This window comes from Kribbella sp. NBC_00662 (genome assembly GCF_041430295.1).
In the GTDB taxonomy this organism is placed as follows: domain Bacteria; phylum Actinomycetota; class Actinomycetes; order Propionibacteriales; family Kribbellaceae; genus Kribbella.
Genome location: NZ_CP109029.1, coordinates 4,599,061 through 4,620,303, shown reverse-complemented (window position 1 = coordinate 4,620,303; position 21,243 = coordinate 4,599,061). Strand labels below are relative to the sequence as shown.

Annotated in this window: 23 protein-coding genes; 14 read left to right on the top strand and 9 right to left on the bottom strand. The window is 65.8% G+C overall.

Features of this window, described 5'->3' with window-relative positions; genetic code table 11:
• The first annotated feature begins 129 nt into the window (after nt 1-129).
• Together OHA10_RS23270 and OHA10_RS23265 are read left to right on the top strand one after the other, a co-directional pair.
• The gene (locus OHA10_RS23270; protein ID WP_371400874.1) at nt 130-804 is read left to right on the top strand and encodes a DUF4097 domain-containing protein; all 675 of its coding nucleotides are present in this window, start codon (nt 130-132) and stop codon (nt 802-804) included.
• Between the two features lie 170 nt (nt 805-974).
• Complete coding sequence (locus tag OHA10_RS23265) at nt 975-1,619, top strand: dihydrofolate reductase family protein (RefSeq protein WP_371400873.1); 645 nt, start codon at nt 975-977, stop codon at nt 1,617-1,619.
• Here the strand turns inward: OHA10_RS23265 and OHA10_RS23260 are convergent.
• Nucleotides 1,603-3,156 carry an alpha/beta fold hydrolase gene (locus OHA10_RS23260; RefSeq protein ID WP_371400872.1) on the bottom strand — a complete coding sequence of 518 codons (1,554 nt, stop codon included), beginning with the start codon at nt 3,154-3,156 and terminating at the stop codon, nt 1,603-1,605. The genes OHA10_RS23265 and OHA10_RS23260 overlap by 17 nt on opposite strands.
• A gap of 105 nt (nt 3,157-3,261) precedes the next feature.
• The gene (locus OHA10_RS23255; RefSeq protein WP_371400871.1) at nt 3,262-4,617 is read right to left on the bottom strand and encodes a serine hydrolase; all 1,356 of its coding nucleotides are present in this window, start codon (nt 4,615-4,617) and stop codon (nt 3,262-3,264) included.
• Between the two features lie 37 nt (nt 4,618-4,654).
• Between OHA10_RS23255 and OHA10_RS23250 the strand changes: the two genes are divergently transcribed.
• Genes OHA10_RS23250 through OHA10_RS23240 form a run of 3 tightly spaced genes read left to right on the top strand, consistent with a single transcriptional unit; the run spans nt 4,655 to nt 6,944 of the window.
• On the top strand, nt 4,655-6,067 hold the full coding sequence (locus OHA10_RS23250; RefSeq protein ID WP_371400870.1) for a serine hydrolase domain-containing protein: 1,413 nt from the start codon (nt 4,655-4,657) through the stop codon (nt 6,065-6,067).
• Between the two features lie 41 nt (nt 6,068-6,108).
• Complete coding sequence (locus tag OHA10_RS23245) at nt 6,109-6,678, top strand: endonuclease/exonuclease/phosphatase family protein (RefSeq protein WP_371400869.1); 570 nt, start codon at nt 6,109-6,111, stop codon at nt 6,676-6,678.
• Between the two features lie 29 nt (nt 6,679-6,707).
• On the top strand, nt 6,708-6,944 hold the full coding sequence (locus tag OHA10_RS23240) for a hypothetical protein (RefSeq protein ID WP_371400868.1): 237 nt from the start codon (nt 6,708-6,710) through the stop codon (nt 6,942-6,944).
• Between the two features lie 112 nt (nt 6,945-7,056).
• On the opposite strand, the gene OHA10_RS23235 is transcribed toward OHA10_RS23240, so the two are convergent.
• The gene (locus OHA10_RS23235) at nt 7,057-7,869 is read right to left on the bottom strand and encodes a MerR family transcriptional regulator (RefSeq protein ID WP_371400867.1); all 813 of its coding nucleotides are present in this window, start codon (nt 7,867-7,869) and stop codon (nt 7,057-7,059) included.
• 80 nt (nt 7,870-7,949) lie between these two features.
• Between OHA10_RS23235 and OHA10_RS23230 the strand changes: the two genes are divergently transcribed.
• Nucleotides 7,950-8,318 carry a nuclear transport factor 2 family protein gene (locus tag OHA10_RS23230; RefSeq protein ID WP_371400866.1) on the top strand — a complete coding sequence of 123 codons (369 nt, stop codon included), beginning with the start codon at nt 7,950-7,952 and terminating at the stop codon, nt 8,316-8,318.
• A 12-nt stretch (nt 8,319-8,330) separates the two neighbouring features.
• Here OHA10_RS23230 and OHA10_RS23225 read toward each other — a convergent pair whose 3' ends face one another.
• Entirely contained in the window at nt 8,331-8,660 is a 330-nt protein-coding gene (locus OHA10_RS23225) for a hypothetical protein (protein ID WP_371400865.1), read from the bottom strand.
• A gap of 617 nt (nt 8,661-9,277) precedes the next feature.
• On the opposite strand from OHA10_RS23225, the gene OHA10_RS23220 reads away from it, so the two are divergent.
• Complete coding sequence (locus OHA10_RS23220) at nt 9,278-10,084, top strand: aminoglycoside phosphotransferase family protein (protein WP_371400864.1); 807 nt, start codon at nt 9,278-9,280, stop codon at nt 10,082-10,084.
• A gap of 27 nt (nt 10,085-10,111) precedes the next feature.
• A complete protein-coding gene (locus OHA10_RS23215) occupies nt 10,112-10,660 on the top strand; it encodes an AAA family ATPase (protein ID WP_371400863.1) in 549 nt (182 codons plus the stop codon).
• Between the two features lie 25 nt (nt 10,661-10,685).
• Here OHA10_RS23215 and OHA10_RS23210 read toward each other — a convergent pair whose 3' ends face one another.
• The 3 genes from OHA10_RS23210 to OHA10_RS23200 form a co-directional block, all read right to left on the bottom strand.
• Entirely contained in the window at nt 10,686-11,174 is a 489-nt protein-coding gene (locus tag OHA10_RS23210) for a DUF1269 domain-containing protein (RefSeq protein ID WP_371400862.1), read from the bottom strand.
• A 174-nt stretch (nt 11,175-11,348) separates the two neighbouring features.
• A complete protein-coding gene (locus OHA10_RS23205) occupies nt 11,349-12,467 on the bottom strand; it encodes a phosphotransferase enzyme family protein (protein ID WP_371400861.1) in 1,119 nt (372 codons plus the stop codon).
• 199 nt (nt 12,468-12,666) lie between these two features.
• Complete coding sequence (locus tag OHA10_RS23200) at nt 12,667-13,254, bottom strand: GNAT family N-acetyltransferase (protein WP_371400860.1); 588 nt, start codon at nt 13,252-13,254, stop codon at nt 12,667-12,669.
• Between the two features lie 109 nt (nt 13,255-13,363).
• Here OHA10_RS23200 and OHA10_RS23195 point away from each other — a divergent pair, with 109 nt between their 5' ends.
• The 4 genes from OHA10_RS23195 (at nt 13,364) to OHA10_RS23180 (ending at nt 16,535) form a co-directional block, all read left to right on the top strand.
• Nucleotides 13,364-14,260, top strand: coding sequence for an aminoglycoside phosphotransferase family protein (locus tag OHA10_RS23195; protein ID WP_371400859.1), 897 nt, complete (start codon nt 13,364-13,366; stop codon nt 14,258-14,260).
• Between the two features lie 154 nt (nt 14,261-14,414).
• Entirely contained in the window at nt 14,415-14,702 is a 288-nt protein-coding gene (locus OHA10_RS23190) for a hypothetical protein (RefSeq protein ID WP_371400858.1), read from the top strand.
• Nucleotides 14,703-15,014: 312 nt separating this feature from the next.
• On the top strand, nt 15,015-15,734 hold the full coding sequence (locus OHA10_RS23185) for a class I SAM-dependent methyltransferase (protein ID WP_371400857.1): 720 nt from the start codon (nt 15,015-15,017) through the stop codon (nt 15,732-15,734).
• A 672-nt stretch (nt 15,735-16,406) separates the two neighbouring features.
• Nucleotides 16,407-16,535 (top strand): hypothetical protein, encoded by a 129-nt coding sequence (locus OHA10_RS23180; RefSeq protein ID WP_371400856.1) that lies wholly within the window; start codon nt 16,407-16,409, stop codon nt 16,533-16,535.
• A gap of 485 nt (nt 16,536-17,020) precedes the next feature.
• Here the strand turns inward: OHA10_RS23180 and OHA10_RS23175 are convergent, their stop codons facing one another.
• Nucleotides 17,021-17,449, bottom strand: a complete 429-nt coding sequence (locus tag OHA10_RS23175; RefSeq protein WP_371400855.1) for a DUF6188 family protein — start codon at nt 17,447-17,449, stop codon at nt 17,021-17,023.
• A gap of 300 nt (nt 17,450-17,749) precedes the next feature.
• Here OHA10_RS23175 and OHA10_RS23170 point away from each other — a divergent pair, with 300 nt between their 5' ends.
• Together OHA10_RS23170 and OHA10_RS23165 are read left to right on the top strand one after the other, a co-directional pair.
• Nucleotides 17,750-18,127 carry a hypothetical protein gene (locus OHA10_RS23170; protein ID WP_371400854.1) on the top strand — a complete coding sequence of 126 codons (378 nt, stop codon included), beginning with the start codon at nt 17,750-17,752 and terminating at the stop codon, nt 18,125-18,127.
• A 1,168-nt stretch (nt 18,128-19,295) separates the two neighbouring features.
• Entirely contained in the window at nt 19,296-19,652 is a 357-nt protein-coding gene (locus OHA10_RS23165; protein ID WP_371400853.1) for a hypothetical protein, read from the top strand.
• Nucleotides 19,653-20,033: 381 nt separating this feature from the next.
• On the opposite strand, the gene OHA10_RS23160 is transcribed toward OHA10_RS23165, so the two are convergent.
• Nucleotides 20,034-21,176, bottom strand: a complete 1,143-nt coding sequence (locus OHA10_RS23160; protein ID WP_371400852.1) for a hypothetical protein — start codon at nt 21,174-21,176, stop codon at nt 20,034-20,036.
• Nucleotides 21,177-21,243: the final 67 nt, after the last annotated feature.

Genomic DNA, 21,243 nt, shown 5'->3' with positions numbered 1-21,243 from the left:
CGCCCTGACACGCACCTGACACGCCGCCTACACCGTGTCAGTCCTCGTGTCTTCCGCTCATGGCGGCGCCGTGTCAGGGGTCCTCAGCAGAGTTGTCGTCATCACCGGCTCTCACAGAGGACAGACATCATGCCGACCTTCACCACCCCCGCGCCGATCTCCGCCGACGTCGACATCATCTTCGGCAACGTCACGTTCCGGGCCGGCGACCGGACCGACACCGTGGTCGAGGTCCGCCCGGTCGACCCGGCGTGGGACCTCGACGTGCAGGCCGCCGAGCAGGTCGTCATCGAGTTCACCGACGGGAAGCTGCAGGTCAGGCACCCGAAGCTGCGGACGCTGTTCTCCAAGAAGTACGGCGAGGTGGCCGTCCTGATCGAGCTGCCGACCGGGTCCGACCTGCAGGGCTACACGGCCAAGGGCAACTACGTCGTCGACGGCGAGGTCGGCTCCTGCCAGCTGAAGACCGCGAACGGCGACATCCAGGTCGGCGAGGTCGCCGGCGACTTCCGCGCCAAGTCGGCCACCGGCAACATCAGCGTCGACGTGGCACGGGCCGCGGTCAACGCCCGTACCGCCAGTGGCGACATCCGGGTCGGCCGGCTGGGCACCGGCGCCGCCGACCTGTACACCGCCACCGGCGAGGTCGCGATCGGCGTACCGCCTGGCATCGCCGCCCGACTGGACGCCCACACCTCCATCGGCCGCGTTTTCAACGAACTGGACGCCGACGATCAAACCGACCGCACCATCGCCGTCCGCGCCCGCACTCACGGCGGCAACATCACCGTCCGTCGCGCGTGACCAGCCGGAGACAGGCCCGCGAACTGAGCTCCGGCCACGCTCACGAACGCTTCGACTTCACGCTCGGCCTCTTGATCGACAACCTCCCCCTTCGCTGATGTCAAGGCGGCTCCGGCGGCTCCGACTGGGTGTCGAAAGCAGGTCTCTCAGCGAGTTGAAGGAGCAATCTCATGTCCAAGGTCAGGGTTCACAACTTCTCGATCTCACTCGACGGGTTCGGCACCGGTGAAGGTCTGTCGCTCGAGGCGCCGTTCGGGCACGCCGGGGAGCGGCTGCACGAGTGGTTGATCGGCACGCAGTTCTTCCACGCGGAGGACAAGCTGGCGGGCGGCACGCTCGGCGCCGACAACGCGTTCGCCGGACAGCACAACCCCGGTATCGGTGCGGAGATCATGGGCGCCGGCAAGTTCGGTCCGCCCGGATGGCAGGACGACCCGGAGTGGAAGGGCTGGTGGGGCCCGAACCCGCCGTACCACACGCCGACCTTCGTCCTCACCCACCGCCCGCGCCCGTCCATCGAGATGGACGGCGGCACGACGTTCCACTTCCTCGACGCGCCGCCCGCCGAGGCACTCGCCCAGGTACGTGAAGTCACCGGCGACGCCGACATCCGCATCGGCGGCGGCGCAACGGTGGTCCGCGACTTCCTGGCCGAGGGCCTCATCGACTACATGCATGTCGCGGTGGTCCCGATCCTCCTCGGCCGCGGCGTCCGCCTCTGGGACGGCCTGGAGGCCCTGGAAGACACCTACGACATCGAGCCGGTCACAACCTCCAGCGGCACAACCCACCTGACCTTCACGAAGAAGCGTTGACGGTCGGCAGTGGGTGACCGGGCACGATGGTGTCCGTAGCGGGTAGTTCACCAGTCAGCAGGTACTTCGTGCCGATGGCGTTCGCTGCAGGATTGACGGCTGCGCGGCGGTTGGCGAAGACGCCGTGTTTGCCCGAGTCGACCTCGGTGACCAGAACCGAGGTCGGCCTGGCCTTGTGCATCTTCAGGGCACCGGCGTACGGCGTGCCCGGGTCGCCGATCGAGTTGAACATCAAGACACCGGGCAGATCCTTGCCGGTGATCTTGATGCGGCCGGGGCTGTCGAAGGCCCAGCTCTGGCACGCACTGCCGCTGGTCCACATGATGTACCAGGCGAACTGCGAGGTCCGGGCCAGCTTGGCCGCGTCCTGCTCGTACTTCGCCCGGCTGCGCGGCCACTGCGAGTCGGCACAGATCACCGAGTTGAAGATCGCGTTCGCCTGCTCGCCGTCAGGACTCAGGTCGGGGGCGGCGATGTCGGTCAGGGTGCTGTCGTCCCCGTCGAGTGCGTACGCGCTCAGTGCGCCGGTGAATCCGATCCAGCCGGCCTCGGAGAACATCGCGCCGTACGCCGCGCCGATCAGTTCGCTGCCGCCGACGTCTCCGTGCGGCTTGGTACGGAAGTCGGCGAGCGTCTTGTTCCAGGCCGCCCGCACGGCCGCGGCGGTCCTGCCCAGATGGAACACGTTGTCGTACTTCGCAACCCACGGCAGGTAGTCGTGGTCGAACCGCTTCTGGAACGCGGCCGACTGATCGATCCAGACCTGGTACCACACGTCCTTCGGGGTCGGGTCCATGTTGCCGTCCAGAATCATGCGGCCGACCCGCTGCGGGAACAGCTGCCCGTACACGGCGCCCAGATAGGTGCCGTACGACAGACCCAAGTAGTTGAGTTTGCGCTCGCCCAGCGCGGCGCGGACGGCGTCCATGTCGCGGGCCACGTCGACCGTGCCGAGATGCGGGAGGATCGCCTTGTTGTTGGCCTGGCAGCCCTTCGCGTAGCTGCTCCAGAGTTTCCACAGCTCGTCACGGCTCGTCTTCGCGTCCGGGTCCGGCTGTGGGGCGCCGAAGTGATCGGGAGCCGCACGGCTCACCGGCGCACTCAGGAAGACGCCGCGCGGATCGAATCCGATGATGTCGTAGGCGTCCAGCACGGCGGTGTCGAGCTGGGTGAAGCCGGTGTCGTCCGGTCTACTCAGCGATCCGGCGTACGCCGCACCGCTGACGCCCGGGCCGCCCGGGTTGACCACCAGCGAGCCGATCCGCTGAGCAGGGTTGTTGGCCGCGTGCTTGGTCACCAGCAGCGAGATCTTGGTGCCGTTCGGGCGCGAATAGTCCAGCGGGACCTCGAGTGTGGCGCAGGTGAGCGCCGGATACGGCTCGGCGATCTCGGCTGGGCAGGCGCCGAAGCTCAGGGCCGGGGAGGGCCGCCCTTCGGGAACGGTCGGGTTCGCGACGGCCGGCGCGGCGGGAGCGATCAGGGCAAGGGCGACCGCGGCGGCTAGGGCGACGCCTCTACTGCGAGGGTTGTCGGACATTGCGACCTCTTCCCTGTACCAGGACTTGTCGGCCGAGCCACCAGGGCGGGCTCCGCCTCCAGGACAGGGCGTTCCATTCCGTTCCACCGGGGCTGACGCTGCGCGTCACAGTCTGCTGATGATCTGGGCGGCCTCGTCGTTCTCGGGGTCGAGGGTGAGGGCGCGTTGGGCGGCGGTCCGAGCGAGGTCGGCGTGGCCGTCCAGCTCATGGGCCCAGCCGGTCATCGTCCAGGCGGCTGACGAGTCCGGGCGTAGGTCGGTCCACAGACGCAGGAGTGGCCAGACCAGATCGGTGCGGTGCAGCTCGATCGCACCCCACACGGCGTCCTCGAATCCCTCGTCGTCCAGGTCGAACCCGGGTGGTTCGACCGCGGACAGGCGGTCGTACGCCGCCTTCGCCGCAGCCAGGCCCGAGGTCGCCAGCGTCTCGGCGACGGGGCCGGCGATCGGGCGGAGCGACGTACGCAGCTCTGCCACTCCCTCACCCGGATCGCCGACGAGGGCGACATCGAGAGCAGCCTTCGCTATGGACGAGGCGGGGACGGTGTTGGAGTTGGCGAGCACGACGACGCCCGTACGCTGCTCAGGCACCAGCACGATCCTCGCCCCGAACCCGGGATCGAGCCCGCTATGGCTCAGCGTCCTGAATCCGCGATAGCTTCCGAGCGCCCAGCCGAGTCCCATCGCCTCCTCCCATGGCGGCCTTCCTACTTGCACCACGGGCTGGGACATCACGTCGAGCGCTGCAGCATCCGGCGCGGCGATCCAGCGGCACAGCTCGACCAGGTTGGAGTGCAGGGTCGAGCTCGGAGCATGTCGCCTGGTATACGGATAGGCGTCGCCAGGGACTGCCAGCGGCATCCCCACGTGCGGTTTCGCGGCCAGCTCGGCGGGTACGTTGGCGCGGAGGAAGGTGCTGTTCCGCATCGCGGCCGGCGCGAGGACTTCCCGCCGTACGGCGTCCTCGAACGTCGTACCCATGGCCCTCGACAACGCCAGGCCGAGGAGCTCGTAGCCGGCGTTGGAGTAGGCGAACGCCGAAGTGTCCTGCAGGCTCCAACTAGACAGACTGCGGGCGAACTGGCTGAGGGCGTCGTCGCCGAGTTGCGGATCGTGCCAGCCGTACTCCGAGACGTCGGGCAGGCCGCTCGTATGACTCAGCAGGCGGCGCGCCGTGACCTCCTGCTCCCGACCGTCGGCGAGCGTGAACTCGGGCAACCACTCGGTGATCGGCGCGTCCAGGTCGAGCTTGCGGACGATCGCCGTCGCGACGAACGGCTTCGACACCGAGGCCAGATGAAACATCGTCTCCGGCGTGACCGGCGTACGCGTGTCAACGTCCCGGACCCCGAACCCACGCGAGACCACCTCGCCGTCCCGCACGACCGCAACGGCCAGGCCCGCCACGTCATGCGACGCGACGAAGCCTTCCACCAAGGGCCAAAGCGCGTCCTCCTGCATCGAACGACCGTACGCCGTGGCTTGTTAATGTGCCCAGATGGTTTCCCAGCACGCCCTCCTGCCGCGGTCGAATCCGGCCGCCGTCGGTATGTCGTCCAGTTCGATGCTCGCGCTGCTGGACGAACTCGAGGCGAAGTCCATCGAATGCCACTCGATCATGGTCGTACGCCGCGGTCACGTCGTCGCGGAAGGCTGGTGGACGCCGTACTCCGCCGACCGCCCGCACCTGCTGTATTCGCTGACCAAGTCGTTCACCTCGACCGCGGTCGGCCTCGCGATCACCGACGGACTGCTGTCGCTGGACGACCGGGTGGTCGACGTACTGCCCGAGCATGTGCCGGCCGACATCTCGGAGCAGGGGCGCCGCATCACCGTGCACCACCTGCTGTCGATGACGGCCGGACACGGCAAGGACAGCCTCGAGGAAGCGTGGGAGCTGGAGCCGAACGATCTGGTCAAGGGTTTCCTGCGCGCGCCGTTCCTCGCGGTCGAGGGCACGCAGCACGACTACGACAACGCGACCACGTTCATCCTCGCGCGCATGGTCGAGCGGGTCACCGGCCGCGGGCTCCCCGAGTTCCTCGACGAACGCCTGTTCAAGCCGATGGGCATCGACCATGCCGAATGGGACCGAGTCGCGAGCGGCGCGGCGTTCGGATTCCACGGCCTGCACCTCACGACCGAGGCCATCGCCGCCTTCGGCGAACTACTCCTCCGCCGAGGCCGTTGGGGCGACCAACAACTCGTCCCGAGCGAATGGGTCGACCTGGCAACCAAACGCCACATCGAGACCCTCCCCCTCCCCAACTGGCTGCCGAACCCCGACTTCGAGTCGGGCTACGCCTACCAGTTCTGGATCTCCCGCCACGGCTACCACGGCCACGGCTCGTTCGGCCAGTACTGCGTTGTCGTCCCCTCCCACGACCTGGTCATCGCCCTGACCGCCTCCGTAGGCCCCACCGACGCCCTCCCCGGCCTCTTCTGGGACCACCTACTCGACACCCCCACCACTCCCCAAACCGACGCCCTCCTTGCCGACCGCCTCCAACACCTCTCCCTGCCACCGGTCCCCGGCACAGCCGCCCCGGACCGCTCCGCAAAGGCGACCCTCGTTGCCTCCCCCTCGGCTGCCCTTTCCGAGGGAACCACCGTGACCGTCACTCCCGAGAGCTACGGCTGGCTCCTACAACTCGGCCCAAACCTCACCATCAGAGCCGGCCACAACCACTGGCAAGAATCCTCGCCCCAAGGCCGCCCCGTGGTCGCCTCCGCCGCCTGGCAATCCAACACCTTCATCGCCGACCTCTACGTCATCACCACCCCGCACCGAGTCCGCCTCACGATCCACAGCGACACAGCCACAGCAACCTGGAACACAGTCCCCCTGACCGGCCCCGACCTCACCCTCCACCTACAGCACCCCCTGATGACCAGACCGGATGTCGCGTAGCTCAAGGCACAGCGACTGTCATCTGTAGGCTGTCCCGCACCATGACTACGCGACTGACGGTCGCCACCCTCAACACGCGCGGCCTCCCATTGAAGGGCACCCGCATCTCCGAGCGATTCGCGGCGATTGCGGCTGAGCTCAACTCCAGCGACGTCGATGTGGTCTGCCTGCAGGAGGTGTTCGACCACTACCACCTGCGACTGCTCCGCAGCAGGATGCCGTCATTCCCGCATGTGGCCCATCGGCAGTCGCCGGCCGGCCCCAGAGATGGCCTGGTCACGCTGTCCCGCCAACCATTCTCCGACACGGCGTACACGCGGCTTCCGCAGCCATCGCGTCACTCGAACCTTCCTGCTCGGGCCTGCCTCAACGCGCTGCACAGCGGAATGCTGACCGTTCGGCTGACCGACAGCTGCGTCAGTGTGCTCAACGTCCACCCGACCGCCAACACCGACGGCGATTGGTCGGAACACAACCGATTCCGCCAACTCCAGAGCACCCAACTCGCTGCGCTCGCAGACCTTGTAGATGCCGACAACTCACCGTCCGTCGTCTGCGGAGACTTCAACGTCGCCCGCATCAGCACCCTGCATCAAACCCTCCATCAGTAGACCGGCCTGCGCGACGCCTTCAACGGCCAATGCCCACCACCTTCCACGCCGAGTACCTCCCCCCAGGCGCCGCCGCCCAGTGCATCGACTTCATCCTCACCACCAAGCCGATCGAGGTGAACGACGTCGGCCTCCTGTTCACCGACGAACATCTCTTGCCCAGCGGCCCCGGCTACCTGTCAGACCACATCGGGTTGCTGGCCCGGCTCCAGATCCCCAACCCGACCGCCAGCAACTCGCATCAGCGATCGGCTCGGCCGCAGTAGCCTCGATCTTCTTCCAGGCAGCAACTTCCAGCCTGGCCCACGCCATGGAAACCCCGCAGGGCCGCACAAGAACCCGGCGACTGACCACGGCTGTACGGCTCGACCGGTGGGGTCAGCCGGGGGTGAGACGGAAGATCGGCCAGCCGATCTCGGTGCGCCATCTGTCGGATTCGTCGGTGTCGCGGGGACCGACCAGGTAGGTCTCGTGGACCGGGCCGGCCACGGTCATGGTGTGGGTGGTTGCCCAGTTGCCCAAGCGACCGTAGGTTACGTCGATGTCGTCGTGCGGTCCGGCGTGTACGGCGATGGCGAGTTCGACCGCGGGGAGCTCGAGGACCTCGATCCGGCCGCTCGCTCGGGGCTCGCGGACGGGATGGAACACGGTCAGCTCGCCCGACCCGTGGGTGAACAATTCGTTGGCGTATCGGCCGGCGGGCGGCCCGATGCGCTCATCGGGCGGGAACGCGGCGTCCAGCTCCGCCATGGCAGCGGCGTACCACTGGTGGACTTCATCCGCTCCGACCACGCCGTGGATGGCGGCGACCGTGCGGGCCGGTACGGAGCGCAGGCTCACCGGCAGTTCGTCGGTGTCGGTACGCAGTAGCGTGCGCAGCGACACGACCGCCGCGCGGGTCCGGTCGAGCGTGTCCTCCAGTCGACGCAGGTGCGCCGTGATCAGGTCGGTGCGCTGCAGCGGATCGTCCGTGGCCAGGATCTGCTTCACCTCGGCCAGCGGTACGTCGAGCTGTCGCAGCTGATGGATCACCTGTGCGGACGGGATCTGCGCCGCAGCGTAGTACCGGTAGCCGGTGGTGGCATCGACGGTCGCGGGCACCAGCAACCCGGACTCGTGGTACCGACGCAGCGTACGAACGCTCAGGTGGGTGAGGGTCGCGAACTCTCCGATGGTCAGCCCAGCGCGCATGCCCCCACTGTGCACCCTCCCGCAGGGAGACAGTCCAGAGGCTTGACCCTCTCCCGGCGGGAGAGGCCAGCCTCGACGACATGGAACAGTTCGATTGGACCCAAGCAAGCGAGATCGCGCCGGATGAACTCCCGGACCTGATCACCACCTACCTGAGCGCGCACCAGACGCGTGACCTCGACACCGCAATCGCGCAGTACACCACCGATGCCGTGGTGACCGACGACGGCCACGACCACCACGGACCGGCGGAGATCGCCACCTGGCTGGCCCGTGCGGCGACCGAATACACCTACACAAGCACAGTCAAGGCCGCCTACCGCGCCGACCAGAACCACTTCGACGTCTTACACCACCTGGAGGGCAACTTCCCAGGCGGCACCGCAGACCTCCACTTCCGCTTCACCCTACGCAACAACCTCATCGCCCAACTGCTCATCGAACCCTGATGGACGGCATCGTCAGGCTGGGTTGAGCGACGGCTCGAGACGGACCAGTCCCTCCGGCAGTGCGTCGGCCCACTCAGCCAGCTCAGCGGTGACCCGGAACATCATGACCGGGATGAACGGCTGAGCTTGCTCGTCCGACGCGGTGCCGAAGGATTCCAGGCGCCAGTCTCGCCAATTGGCGTGCAGGACGTCGTACACCTCGTCGATCTGAGCTCGGGTGAATCGGCTGGGTACCACGCACAACTGTCGTGGCAGTTTCGGCGACAACTGCCGGATCGCCGCGTCCACATCGGTGGCGGTGACGACCAGGACTTCCTGATCCTCGGATGGACGGAAGATCACGACGTGGACGATCCCTGCGGACGATTCCAAGTCGCGGCGGTCGAGGTCCAGGTCGACCACCTCATGCCGCCAGCCACCGGGCGGCGGCGGACACGGAGGGTCCCTCCAAGCTGCACGCTGCTTTGGGGCAGGGAGCTCCGCCGACAGCTCCTCGACCTCGATGCTCTCGTCGCCCCAGATCCCAACGGCCGAGAGGTAGCCCAGACCTCGGCTCGCTGCGATGCCGGCAGCGATTGCCTCGGCATCTGCCCCGATCAACCGAACCGACCGATGTGACTTCCAATCCGGTTCTCTCCAGGTCAGATCATGCACGCGAGCCAAGTCCAACCAATCACCATCCGCCCTGGCCACGAACCGCCCCCAAGTCCGCACCCTGTCCCCCACCCCGAACACCAAATCTCTCGCGGCCATACCTATATGCTGCGCCGCCCCAACGCATTCAGCCAGCACCGTCCCGCCATCCTCTCCCCTCCCGAAATCTCCACCGCCCTCAAAAGTCGCCTGACCACAAACTACGGCTGGAATAGGCTGCCGAGGTGAGTCTCGACATTCCCGATCAGGTCCGTAGGACGGTCATAGCTGACGGGAATGAGTCGTGGCTGGAGGAGCTGCCAGCCGTGGTTGACTCACTGGCCCACGACTGGTCTCTGACGATCGGCGCCAGCTTCGAAGGCGGTCACGCGGCGCTGGTCGTGGAGGTCATCCAGGTCGACGGGACTCCGGCGGTCCTCAAGGTCGGTGTGCCAGGTCGTGACGTCGGGCCTGAGGCCACGGTGTATTGCCTGGCAGACGGAGAGGGCTGCGCCAGGCTGCTCAACGAAGACGTCAGTCGACAAGCGATTCTGCTCGAGCGCCTCGGGGCTCCCATGTACGACGCCGTGGCCGACCCGGCCAGCCGCCACGACTTGCTCTGTGATGTGGCAGTACGCCTGTGGCGTCCGATCGGTCCCGACGTCGATCTCCCCACCGGCGCAAAGTTGGCTGAGCAGTACGCCGATCGGCTTCCCCAACTGTGGGAGCAGGCAAACCGACCGTGTTCGCCCGCCACCGTGGCCGACGCGCTGGACTGCATGAAGCGTCGTCGCCTCGCCCACGACGATCGGTCCGCGGTCCTGGTCCACGGTGACGTCCACGAGATGAACGCCCTTCAGACGAGCGACGGCAGCTACAAACTCATCGATCCAACCGGACTCCGAGCCGAACCCGCCTGCGATCTCGGCACCATCGTGCGTTGCAACCCGGACCTCGGCGACGACCTCCGGGCGCGGACCGAGCGGCTGGCTTCTCGTACGGGCGTCGACGCCAGCGCCATCTGGGAATGGGGAACCATCCACCGAGTCTTCAGCGGCGTCTACGCCTGCAGCATCGGATTCCAGCCCTTCGGCGAACTCCTGCTGGCCGAAGCCGATCGCCTCACGGCGTAGCCGCCGAACGCGGTGGCATCTGCTTGGATGGATGTGATGATCAGGCAACCAACGCTGTTCTTGACCGTGGGCCTTCCGTGCACCGGGAAGACCACCGCCGCGCGGCGCATAGAGGTCGAGCACCAGGCCCTTCGCCTGACGAAGGACGAATGGGTGAAGGCTCTCTACGGAGACGAGAACCCGGACGCATCCCAGCGCGTGATCGAAGGCCGGCTGATCGACATCGGCCTGCGCGCCCTCGAACTCGGCACCAACGTCGTCATCGACTACGGCCTCTGGAGCCGCGACGAACGCTCCGCCCTACGCCAGGCAGCGGCAGACATCGGCGCAACGGTAGAGATGCGGTACTTCGAACTCCCGGCGACCGAGCAACGAAGACGCCTCGACCAACGCCAGGCCGAAGCCCCGCACACGACCTGGCCCATGTCCGACGAGGAACTCGTCGAGTGGGCCGCCGCCATCGAAATCCCAACCCCGGCCGAACTGGACGGCACCGAGCCTATCGACGCCCCACCGCCCGGGTTCGCGACCTGGGACGAATGGCGCACCCATCGCTGGCCACCGACAGTCTCCTAGCGCTGCTCAGCGGGGCGGCTAGGTGCTACTTGCCGCCGAAGGTCTCCAGCAGGATCTCACGTTCTCCTTCGGTCAGGTTTGTGTCGATCAGCTTGCTGTGCATGCCATGGAAGCGCTCGCCGACCCGATCGAGGTTGCCTTGCTCGGTGACCGCGAACAACGCCGAGGTTCCCGGTGTGACCTCGGTGCGGATCTTGTGCAACTGCTCCTTGGTGATGCCGGCGTCCTGCGTCATCTTGCTGATCGCACCGATCGCGGCCCCCGCCACGCCACCGATCACAGGCACGAAGAAGAGAGCACCGAGCAGGACACCCCACAGGGCGCCCCACCCGGTCCCGCGCCAGGTCTCCTCGTGGCTCTGCTTGGTGATCGGATGCGATTCACCCTCCGGCCACGACACGACCGCGTGGTCGAGAACCTTCACCAGCCCGTCCGCCTCACAACCCTTCAGAATCGTGGCGGCACCCTCAGCTCCCCCCGGACTGTCGAACTTCCACACCGTAAACGCGGTCATGCTGCACTCCTTGCCCTCAATCAACCGAGCGTGCTTTGTCCACTGCGTGGCCCAGGTGGCGCCAACCGACGCCCCTGCCGCACCTCATCGTCACCCCCAACACACACAACAACGTCACCCCACCAGGATGAATCCGCCATCCAGCCAGGTAACTCGGGCTGTAGTCACAGCGGCTCAGCCTCGGAGGGTCGTGATCGCTCGGGCAGCCAGGCGTTCGGCGTGTTCGGGGCGGGCGAGCCAGCCGATCCAGCCCTCGTCCGGTTTCGGCGTACGCCCGCTTCGTGCCGACTCGCGGTAGTCGAGGCAGGCCAGCCACAGGGGTCGCATCGCGAGTACGCCGGGCAGCCGGTCGAGCTCGTCGCGGGTGAGGTGGATGTGCTCGCGATACCCGCGCGCGACGGTGTCGATGCCGTCCCCGTCGCCCTCGCCCGCGGTCGTCAGCAGCCAGGCGAGGGCGGGCAGGCGCGGGCCGCGCCCGGACCCGGCCCATCCGACGATGGCGAGGTTGCCCGGCGTACCGACGGCCGCCCAGGCGTGGTAGTTCCCGTGGGTGAACGCCTCGGGCAGCCCTTCCGCGTCGTCGGCGTGCTCGACCTGGTCGCGGAGCCACTCGAACATCTCGCGGCCCTCGGGAGTGACCGCGTCCTCGACGCTCACCAGAAAGCTCATCGCCGCCGCGAGATCCTGCTTCGGTCGTCCGACGAAGAAGGCGCCGTCGTGCTCCTCCGACCCTCCGTCCCGGGCGAGCGCACCACCGGCCGCAGGCAGTGTGTGCAGGCGGCCGAGCAGGCTCGCCAGCTCATGGAGCACGGCCGGCGAAGCGGTCGGGCGTCCGCCCTCGACGTACTCGGTCACGATCACGCCGCTCCCGTCGAGCACCGACACGGGATCGTCATGCGCGGGCCGTTCGGCGGGGAAGTCGTCCGCGGCCAGGAACCGCAGGATCTCCGCATCGCCCTCGACGCGGCCGACCGTGTCCGCCGCCGACGAAAAGACTCGCGCGATCCAGGGCGGGCCGTCCTCTCGCTTGACGACCAGCGTCCACGGGTAATGGCCGACCCACGACCCGCTCGGCCGAGTCTCGGGATCGTCGTCGATGGGCGCGATCGAGCTGATGCGAACGCCGTACCGCGTCTCGAGGTGCGCCCTGAGTTCCGCGAACTCGACAGGCCGAGTCCGGGCAAACGGCGACGTACGGCCCTTCTCCAACGCAGCGCGGGCCTCGGTGTACCGCAAGCCGGTCGCTTGTGCCCGCTGACGTACTGCGCGCTTGAAACTGCCCTCTTTGGTCATGACAAGCCTCCTCGACGTGCCCCGTTCCCCCAGCGAAGCGGCACTCGAAACAGGCCTGGACGACAGCAACCTTGAGGGCAGATTCCCCTTCGCCTTCTCGAGTCCCGGCTGGGGCAGGTCCTCAGGAGGCTGGGCGTAGGCCACGCCGCCCCCGATCGTGCCGCCCCCGCCCGCCCCTGTCAACGTCTTCGCGTGGGGTTCAGTTGCGGATCGTCGGGGCGACGTCGCGCACCATGACGCAGTTGCCCAGGCCCTTCGGGCGGTCGTAGGTGAAGCCTTCGCGCTCGTACATCGTGCGGGTGCCGTTGTAGAGGAACGACGAGTTCTTCTTCCGGACCCCGCCGGTGTCGTGCGGGTAGCCCTCGACCAGGCCGCCGCCGGCCTGCGCGATCAGCTCGACGGCTCCGCGCAGGGCGATCGCGGCCAGGCCCTGACCGCGAACGCTGCGCTCGACCAGGATGCAGGTGACCCGGTAGTCGGGCAGTCGCTCGGCAGTGGCGACGTACTCCTTGCGGTGCTGGATGTTGGGCAGCTCGTCGGGTGATCCGTACTCCGCCCACGCGACGGCACGATCGCCGTCGTACACCAGCGCCGCGTGCGCGATCCCGTCGGCGACGAGACGTTGCTTGAGCGCCCGGTTGCCCTCGGCGCTCTGGCCCTTCTCCGCGCAGTCGGGATGGAAATGCGTACACCAGCAGCTCGCGAACATGCCCTTGTTCCGCTCGACGAGAGCGGCGAAGTCGTCGAACGTCTCCGGCGTGAGTGCCTTGATCGTGAAGTCGGACATGCCGCCAACGTACGCCCGATTCCGGACGTTCCGCGTCCGGTGCAGTACAACCGTGTTGCCGCTGAATACCCGGTTGACGGCGGACGGCTCCGATCGATCGGATGAGCTCGTGAGCCCTCGCGAGATCCAGGTCGACATCGACACCCCGCTCGTCCGCGAGCTGGTGGCCGCGCAGTTCCCGCAGTGGGCCGCGTTGCCGCTGGAGCCTGTCGACTCCAGCGGAGTGGCAAACGCGATCTACCGCCTCGGCACCGACCTGTCCGTACGGCTGCCGCGCCACCCCTCGACCGCCGACCACGTCCGACGGGAACAGGCAAAACTCGCAGCGCTCGCGCCGTTCCTGCCTGTGGACATCCCTTCTGTCGAGGCGATCGGCTCACCCACCGACGCGTTCCCGGGCGAGTGGTCCATCCACCGCTGGCTCACCGGCACGCACCCCTCCCCCGACGCGCTCACCGACCCACGCCGACTGGCGGCCGACCTGGCGGCGTTCGTCGACGCGTTCCGCCAGATCGACCTGCCCGACCGGCCGCCGTCGTACCCGGGCGAACGCCGTACACGAGCTCCGATGGCCTCGATGGACGCCTCGACGCGCGAGGCGATCGGCGAGCTGGATGGCCTGATCGACACCCGCGCAGCGCTGGCGTCGTGGGAGGAGTCGCTCGCAGCACCGTACGACGGACGCGAGGTCTGGGTGCACTCGGACCTGACGCCGGGCAACTTGCTCGTATCCACGGAGGGCCGACTGACCGCGGTCCTCGACTTCGAAACTTCCGGCGTCGGCGATCCGGCCTGCGACCTCTTCCCCGTGTGGTACCTGCTGCCCACAAGCGTCCACGACGACTTCCGCGCCACCCTGCACGTGGACGACGCAACCTGGCTCCGCGGCCGCGGCCGCGTACTGTCCCAAGCCGTGATCGTGCTGCGCTACTTCAAGGACACCAACCCGGCACTCGCGACCTACGCCTGGCACGCCGTCAGCAAGGTGCTATCCACTCCCCGCTGAGCCCGTAGTCACTCAGGCCGGCGCGGGCGATGCCGTTCGCTCCCAAATCCTCCACGACGGTAGGCGGTCCGGTGGCTGGCTAACTCCTGACCTCGCGATTCGATCTTGGCGGCATGACGGGACGACACGTACCGTCTGCGCTCTGCCTCGGACGATGGTGGTTCTCGCTGCCAGCGTGATCGGTGCAGTTGTCCTAGGGGTGATGGCCGTCGTGCTCGACGCTCCTGGCTACCTCGCTTTCGGGTCGACGGCGGTCTTCGTCGCGATCGGATATGCGCTGCCGTTCCGGGGGTTGCCCCTCTGTCTCGCAACACGACAGCCCAAGGCAGTCGAGATGGTGCCCTGGGCCGCAGCAAACTTCACCATCCTGGGCGTCGTCCTGTCGCTGTTCTCAACTCAGGCGATCGAAGCCGATGACTCGGTGATTCGGGCCGCGGGATGATGCGCCGCCGTGTTCGTCTCAGCCGTAGGTGCCGTCACCGTGGCAGGGCTTCGTTGCGAAGAGAAGGTGAACGCGGCCAGGAGGAGTTCGTAGCGATTGACGGTTACCTGTCAAGGCCACCGGCCAGTCCTCTCACATCGCCCCGACAGCTGCCGACGTTAGGTTCGGCGGGGTGCAGGTCAAGGGTGTCGAAACTCGTCCGCCACGTGATCTGCGACAGTCGGAAGCGCGTATCGCGGCAGATGTGTGCGTCGCCGACTGGACCGAGTGCCTGGTTGGCGCGCACGTGCGCCCCCAGGGTAGAACCCTGTCATGCCCGATTCGGTGAGCAGGTCCGCTGCCTCTGTCGCTGACTACGACGGCTTCGCGGCCGCGTACTCGGCCAGCAACGAGAACAACCTCTTCAACGCGTACTACGCGCGTCCGGAGATGATTCGTCTCGCCGGCGACGTCGCGGGCCTGGAGATTCTCGATGCCGGATGCGGTTCAGGCCCCTTGATGGAAGCTCTGCGCGGCAAGGATGCATTCGTATCCGGCTTCGACCTGAGCCCGGCCATGGTCCAACTCGCCCGCGAGAGGCTGGGCGAGGACGCGGACCTGAAAGTCGCCGACCTTGGTGCGCCCCTTCCCTATCCCGACGACGCGTTCGACCGCGTCGTCGCATCACTGTCCCTGCACTACGTCAAAGACTGGGCGTCGGCACTGGCCGAGCTGCGGCGTGTGCTCAAACCGGGCGGCCGGCTGATCGTCTCGATCATCCATCCCACGGTCTACGCGATCGTGTACCCCGAGGCCGACTACTTCGCCCTCACTCAGTACTCCGAGGACTACGACTTCGGCGAAGGAACCGTATGGATGACCTACTGGCACCGCCCCCTGCAGGACGTCATCAACACGTTCATCAACGCGGGCTTCACCATCAAGACGGTCACCGAGCCGCCACCCGCAGCCAACACTCCAGCCGAACTGCTCCCCAACGCGGACGGCCGCTCATTCATCTGCTTCCTGTTCTTCGACTTGGAAGCGCGCTGACCAGGTTACGGCGCCGTCTGTGAGCAGGCAGCACTTGCCGAACTGCTTCACGACGCGCTCCACCATCCGCACATCGACCGCTCTCTGCGTCGACCGGCCACCAGTGGCGCCGACCGTCTAGCGCGTGTCGCACCTCATCTGGCGGGAACGTGTCGCAGATCTGTTGGCGGATTACACGGGCGGCCCCAAGCCCACCCGAATGACAGGCACGGATCGCGTGTACGACTACGTGACGCCTGAGGCCCAGGAGCTTGCGTCGAAGCTGGTGGGAGTGGGCTTTCGCTTCCGTGGACCCTTGAACGAAAACAGGTCAGGAGCCAAGACCCCTCACGGCCTGCCGTCACTGCTGGTGCAGCCTAGGGGTTCGAACCCCTGACCTCTTCCAGGCCATGGGGGTCGCATTACTGGCGTACGCGGAACAACGCCAATTCCCCTTACCTACAAGGCGCTTTCGCCTTCCGGGCTGCTGCGCGTTGGGTCCGCTTCGAGACTGTTGTTACGGGTGGTCCGCTCGCAAACTCCTCCCCCGACGCCAGTCTGTGCAATGGCCGCGACACTCGCTGGCGATACTAGGACTCCCCATCTGGAGGCAGGCACATGAGACGACGAGAGCAGGCTGGTTCACCCCGTGAGTACATCGGGCCCCAGTTCGAATACAAGGTCTTCCAGAAGATGACCCTCCTTAAGAGCGAGGGCAAGCTCAACGAGCTGGGCGAAGAGGGCTGGGAGCTGGTTGCGGTTCACAGCGACAACAGCCTGGCCGGCGGAGCCAACTACGTCTTCAAGAGGGCGTACCGGTGACCCACTGACGGTTTGCAGCAGCCAGCACTGAGTCGGTCCAGGCACCGTTGACGGCTAGGTGTCAACGGAGGCCGTCAGTCCTCCACATCGCCCCCGATAGCTGCCGACCTTAGGTGCGGTGCGGGTCAAGGGGCAGAGCTCCCGGATGGACACCGTGGGCGCGCTTGGCGCGTGCCGTGCCGGCGTCCCTTCCATGATTGCTAGCGGGACGATGCGGGAACCACGGGCAACCGGCGGCGCGGGCAACCCGCGCAAGGCGGTAGCCGGCGGCGACTGGCGTATCGGCACGGTGTCGAGCGTTGATGGCTAGGTCTGCTGTCTTCGACCCGGCATCCTCTTGGGACGTGTGTGCTACGTCAGGGGACGCAGCGAAGCGGTGCGGGAGGCAGGCCTCTTACCCTGTCACGGCGGCGCCCTTTAGCGGCCTGGAGGACCATCCCGCACACGTAGCGAAAGTTGTCAGAGGCTCGCGGCATCTCCGGAGGTCAGGCTCGTCCCGGAGGGTAGGTAGCGAGACCACCGCCCGGCAGCGAAACCCACCGACGACCAGAGGCACCATTCAGATGCCAAGCCTCGAACGCCTCGTCGTAGGGAACCGTCAAGAATGTGCCGGGGTCGAAGACAATGCGCAATGTGCCCGTCTTGAATCCAACCCCAGAGACCACACGCTTGCCTTGGAGCGACATCAAAGCCACGGATGCCGAGATACTGCCATCCCGATTCCTTCTGATGGCGTCAGTCCGGCGCTGCGAGGACGAGTCACCAAGACTTGCCGGAGACTCGATCGTCACCGCGACGCCGCGCCCAAAAGCGATGACGACGTTGAACCCGGTGACCTGAACGGCTTCCACCGTCGCGTTGCGCAATCCGAGCCACCAGCGGTCCTCAAGCTCCTGCTCGACCTCACTTCCCATGAGCGAAGTGTGTCAGCTCAAGCCCGTCGACATCGGACGATGCAACGCTCGCTCATCAGCCGATCAGTGCGTTGGCCGGCCACCACCAGTGGCGCCGACCGTCTGGCGTGTCGCACCTCTTCTAGCGGGAGTTTGTCGCGGATCTGTTGGCGGATCACAGGCGGCTGGCTCCATTGTCCTCCTTCGGCTGATGCGCGGCACCCGTCCGCCAGGTGATCTGCGACAGGCGAGCGCGTGGATCGCGGCATGTCCCCTGCGTTGCATCCGACGTATGCGAGGAGCCCATGCCAGACTCCCGACGTGAGTTACGAACTCGTCTTCTGGCAGCAGGACGCTTCCCAGAGCATGGACCCGGACTTGATCTATCAGGAGCTGGTGAACGAGCGAGGATCGGTCCCGGGTCTCAACGACATACCGGTGGATGCCTTTCTGGACGCATTGGTGGTTTCCTTTCCCGGGGCTTTGCGGGAGGCCAACGGCCCCGGCGAGTGGCTCACGTGGGTCAGCTCGAGTCAACGAGCGGGACTCGAAGTCACGTGGTCCCGGCAACACCTTCGAGCAGACTGCCGCGGCATGTCTGGTGACGACATGAACCGCGTCGTGAATGTAGCGATCGGGCTCGGCTGTCCGCTCTATGACCCGCAGACGGGTGAGCGCTTCGCGTTCGACGGACACTGACCCGCACGACCTCGGCACTGGCTCATCGGCAGATCCGTGCGTTGGCCGGCCCCAACGGTGGTCGCCAGACGTCTAGCCTGTCGCACATCAGCTGACGGACTTGTGTCGCGGATCTGTTGGCGGATCCCTGGCGGCCAAGTTGGTGGGAGGCGTGCGTCCCAAATCTCTCCCGCTGACGCCTCTAACGAAAACAGGTCAGGGGGCGGAAGCGCCTCCTGACCTGCAGTTACTGCTGGTGGAGCCTAGGGGATTCGAACCCCTGACCTCTTCCATGCCATGGGCGGGGGGTCGCCTTGGCGGCTCACACAGCGCGACGCCTATTCCCTTACATACAAGGAGTTTCGGCGGCCCCGGTTGTACGGGTTGGACCCACTTTGCCACCGTTGTTGCGGGCGGTTGGCTCCCAAAATCCTCCCACGACAGTCGGCGGTCCAGTAGCCTGCCGACCCCTGGGTTCCGGGTGCTCGCCTCCCGCCCCTCGCCTTGGTTCAATCCAGGAGATTGGCCCGGTGCCGCCAGAGTCGGCTATCTACGTCCGCCGACACCTGGCAGAGCAAGTTCGTCCAGGACGCTGGTACGCCGTGCCGGGTCTTGCCGCACGCTTCGCTTGGCTACGGTTGACTCTTGCGTGTCAACCGTTGAAATCTTCCTCTGCTCTGTATCGCTACCCGCAGCTGCGATGTTCAGATCAGCAGTGATGCGCGGCCCGAGCTTGAACCTCCCGGGCAGATGGGCCGAGAGTCGGCCTGCACGCAACTCTGTGCGCATGGGACCTTTCACGACGAAGGTCACTTGGTCTAGCGTATGGATTAGAGCATTGGGGGAAAATGAGCGAGACAACGTCAGTATCTAGCGGAGAAGCTGACCTTCTTCGATACGTTAATGCGCGGCTAACGTCTGCAAGGGTTCCAATCGATCGCCAAGAGTGGACAGTCTTGCAGCAGATCGTCATCGACGGTCTGCATCGCGCCATCAATGAGCAACCAGAGCACTGGCAGTTGGCGTTTCGCGGTTCACTGGAAGTATTATTGGACTACCTAATTGCCTCTGCACATTCCGCCCATGACCCGGATGAAGGCACGGCTTACCTCATCCCTCCTTCGTACGCACTCCAAGGCATTGGAGAGCGTATAGGCGCCCTTTGCCCGCTCTGGCCATTCTGCTGATCATGAACAATCCCGACTCGACAGAATGGCGAAGGAAGGCTTTCGACTTCGCGCAAGATGTAACCAAACAGTTGATTACACTTGCAACTGGGATCGTCGCGTTGAGCATTACGTTTGTCAAGGACTTCGCGAATGGGGCACCCAAGGGTGCCAGGATACTGTTGGCAACGTCTTGGTTTTTCTATTTGCTTTCGACTATTGCAGGGATTCTTACCTTGATGGCACTAACCGGAACTCTCAGAACTTCAGACCAGCCCGACATAATGGGAAACAACGCTCGGCGGCCCGCTATTGGGCAGGTTTTAGCGTTCTTCGTCGGCATGCTGCTAAGCATTATCGCTGGAGTGTGGGCGCTGTAGGCCGAGGTTCCGGGCGTCGGCGGCTCGGCCACTCTCCTCCGCATCGCCCCGTTAGCTGCCGACCTTAGGTTCGGTGCGGTGCGGGTCAAGGGTCGGAGATCCCGGAGGGACGCCGTAGGCGCTTAGCCGGCCATTCCGGCGAGTGGTGCACCGGAGGGTGTCGAGCGTTAACGGCGAGTTCTTCTGTCTTCGGCCCGGCACCCTTTGGCACGCGCGCGCCAAGCCAAGGGACGCGCCGGGAGCGCAGCGAAGCGGAGCGGGAGGCAGGCGTCCCGCTCTGCGGTGGCGGCGCGCTTTCGGGCCCTGGAGGGGCCCGTCTTGAAGACGTAGAGAAACTTGTCAGGAGCAGCAGGTTCGACCATCGGGGACGTCGACACGAAACTAGGCTGAGGTATCTCCGTCGCTCGCTTGCCGGTCTAGGATCCGATCGGTGAGCTCGACAGTCGCGAGATACCAATAGAAGACCCAGTCAAGGAAGACCGGGTCATAGTCGTCCTTCTGATCAGCTCTTTGATGCCTGACGGCGAACTCATTGGCAATTTGGAAGAGTGCTCCCTCATCCTTCCGCAGCAGGCTTGTTTTCAGCAGGCCGCGCCTTCGCTCCAGGACACCTGCCAAGGCGATTGCCGCGGAACGTTTGTGATGCTCCGTAGCACCACGCTGTCGGAACATCGACAACGCATGCCGGACTATATCGCCGGTCTCCGCATCCTCACGCGTGGCCATACGATGAGTGAGGTCAGACCGTGCGTCATCCGTACCCACGACAAGGCGGCCGGCATCTTCTCCATCCGTCGCGAGCCGAACGCCAAGCGCGGTCTTTTCCAGCAACCCGTTCACCATAGCTTGGTAGACGAGGCGCCCTTCCGCAGGTGAGAAGTCTGCGTAATGCCAACCGCAGCCGTTGTATGAATGAAACCACCTGCTGCGCGGTCTCGACACCCGGTCATTAAGGACCTCTATTACGTCAAAGAACGTGTTCTGGTCCGCGGCGAGGTATGCGGCGTCCAGCGGCCATAGGCTCGGGACGCCTAGCTCTTCAGCAAGGATGTCTGAAGGTTCCACCGTTGGCGGGCCGTCAACGCAATAGAAGTCGAACGCACTTACGAGGTACCCACGCTCAACAAGATCGGTAACGAGCTGGACGTACCTACGGGCAGCGGCATCAACCGTGATCGTTGCCTTGGAACCATTAGCCAGTCGCTCGGACCAGTACGGGGACCGCTGAGTGGCTGCCCGCAGTGAGTCGAGGGACGCCAACAGGGAAGCGAGGAACCGCAATGGACCGTCTGAAGTAGCCGAAGAGCCGAACTCCACAAACGGATCGGACGCCGCCGCACGCTTGCGCAACGCAGAAAAGCGATTCTTTGCCGCACCGCCCGCAAACGCCTCTTCTAGCAACAGCTCGACTCTGTCGGCCCAGTCCGAATACGTCGCCACGTTATCCGTCAGATCTTGAAGCTCTCGCCTGACTAATTCGCGCGGAAGCACGATGCGATAATCTGGATCATCGGCCAGATTCATATTCTCCCCCATGACCCTCCCCTAATCTCCGTGCGACTTCGACCGAGTGCAGATGACGATCATAGGC

Bases quoted from the DNA above. Each gene is read 5' to 3' on its own strand.
- OHA10_RS23255 (WP_371400871.1), bottom strand. From the start codon at position 4,617: ATGCAGGAGGACGCGCTTTGGCCCTTGGTGGAAGGCTTCGTCGCGTCG.
- OHA10_RS23240 (WP_371400868.1), top strand. From the start codon at position 6,708: ATGCCCACCACCTTCCACGCCGAGTACCTCCCCCCAGGCGCCGCCGCC.
- OHA10_RS23160 (WP_371400852.1), bottom strand. From the start codon at position 21,176: ATGAATCTGGCCGATGATCCAGATTATCGCATCGTGCTTCCGCGCGAA.
- OHA10_RS23205 (WP_371400861.1), bottom strand. From the start codon at position 12,467: ATGACCAAAGAGGGCAGTTTCAAGCGCGCAGTACGTCAGCGGGCACAA.
- OHA10_RS23230 (WP_371400866.1), top strand. From the start codon at position 7,950: ATGGAACAGTTCGATTGGACCCAAGCAAGCGAGATCGCGCCGGATGAA.
- OHA10_RS23270 (WP_371400874.1), top strand. From the start codon at position 130: ATGCCGACCTTCACCACCCCCGCGCCGATCTCCGCCGACGTCGACATC.
- OHA10_RS23215 (WP_371400863.1), top strand. From the start codon at position 10,112: ATGGATGTGATGATCAGGCAACCAACGCTGTTCTTGACCGTGGGCCTT.
- OHA10_RS23260 (WP_371400872.1), bottom strand. From the start codon at position 3,156: ATGTCCGACAACCCTCGCAGTAGAGGCGTCGCCCTAGCCGCCGCGGTC.
- OHA10_RS23165 (WP_371400853.1), top strand. From the start codon at position 19,296: ATGAACAATCCCGACTCGACAGAATGGCGAAGGAAGGCTTTCGACTTC.
- OHA10_RS23265 (WP_371400873.1), top strand. From the start codon at position 975: ATGTCCAAGGTCAGGGTTCACAACTTCTCGATCTCACTCGACGGGTTC.
- OHA10_RS23245 (WP_371400869.1), top strand. From the start codon at position 6,109: ATGACTACGCGACTGACGGTCGCCACCCTCAACACGCGCGGCCTCCCA.
- OHA10_RS23185 (WP_371400857.1), top strand. From the start codon at position 15,015: ATGCCCGATTCGGTGAGCAGGTCCGCTGCCTCTGTCGCTGACTACGAC.
- OHA10_RS23210 (WP_371400862.1), bottom strand. From the start codon at position 11,174: ATGACCGCGTTTACGGTGTGGAAGTTCGACAGTCCGGGGGGAGCTGAG.
- OHA10_RS23190 (WP_371400858.1), top strand. From the start codon at position 14,415: ATGGTGGTTCTCGCTGCCAGCGTGATCGGTGCAGTTGTCCTAGGGGTG.
- OHA10_RS23180 (WP_371400856.1), top strand. From the start codon at position 16,407: ATGACCCTCCTTAAGAGCGAGGGCAAGCTCAACGAGCTGGGCGAAGAG.
- OHA10_RS23235 (WP_371400867.1), bottom strand. From the start codon at position 7,869: ATGCGCGCTGGGCTGACCATCGGAGAGTTCGCGACCCTCACCCACCTG.
- OHA10_RS23200 (WP_371400860.1), bottom strand. From the start codon at position 13,254: ATGTCCGACTTCACGATCAAGGCACTCACGCCGGAGACGTTCGACGAC.
- OHA10_RS23175 (WP_371400855.1), bottom strand. From the start codon at position 17,449: ATGGGAAGTGAGGTCGAGCAGGAGCTTGAGGACCGCTGGTGGCTCGGA.
- OHA10_RS23250 (WP_371400870.1), top strand. From the start codon at position 4,655: ATGGTTTCCCAGCACGCCCTCCTGCCGCGGTCGAATCCGGCCGCCGTC.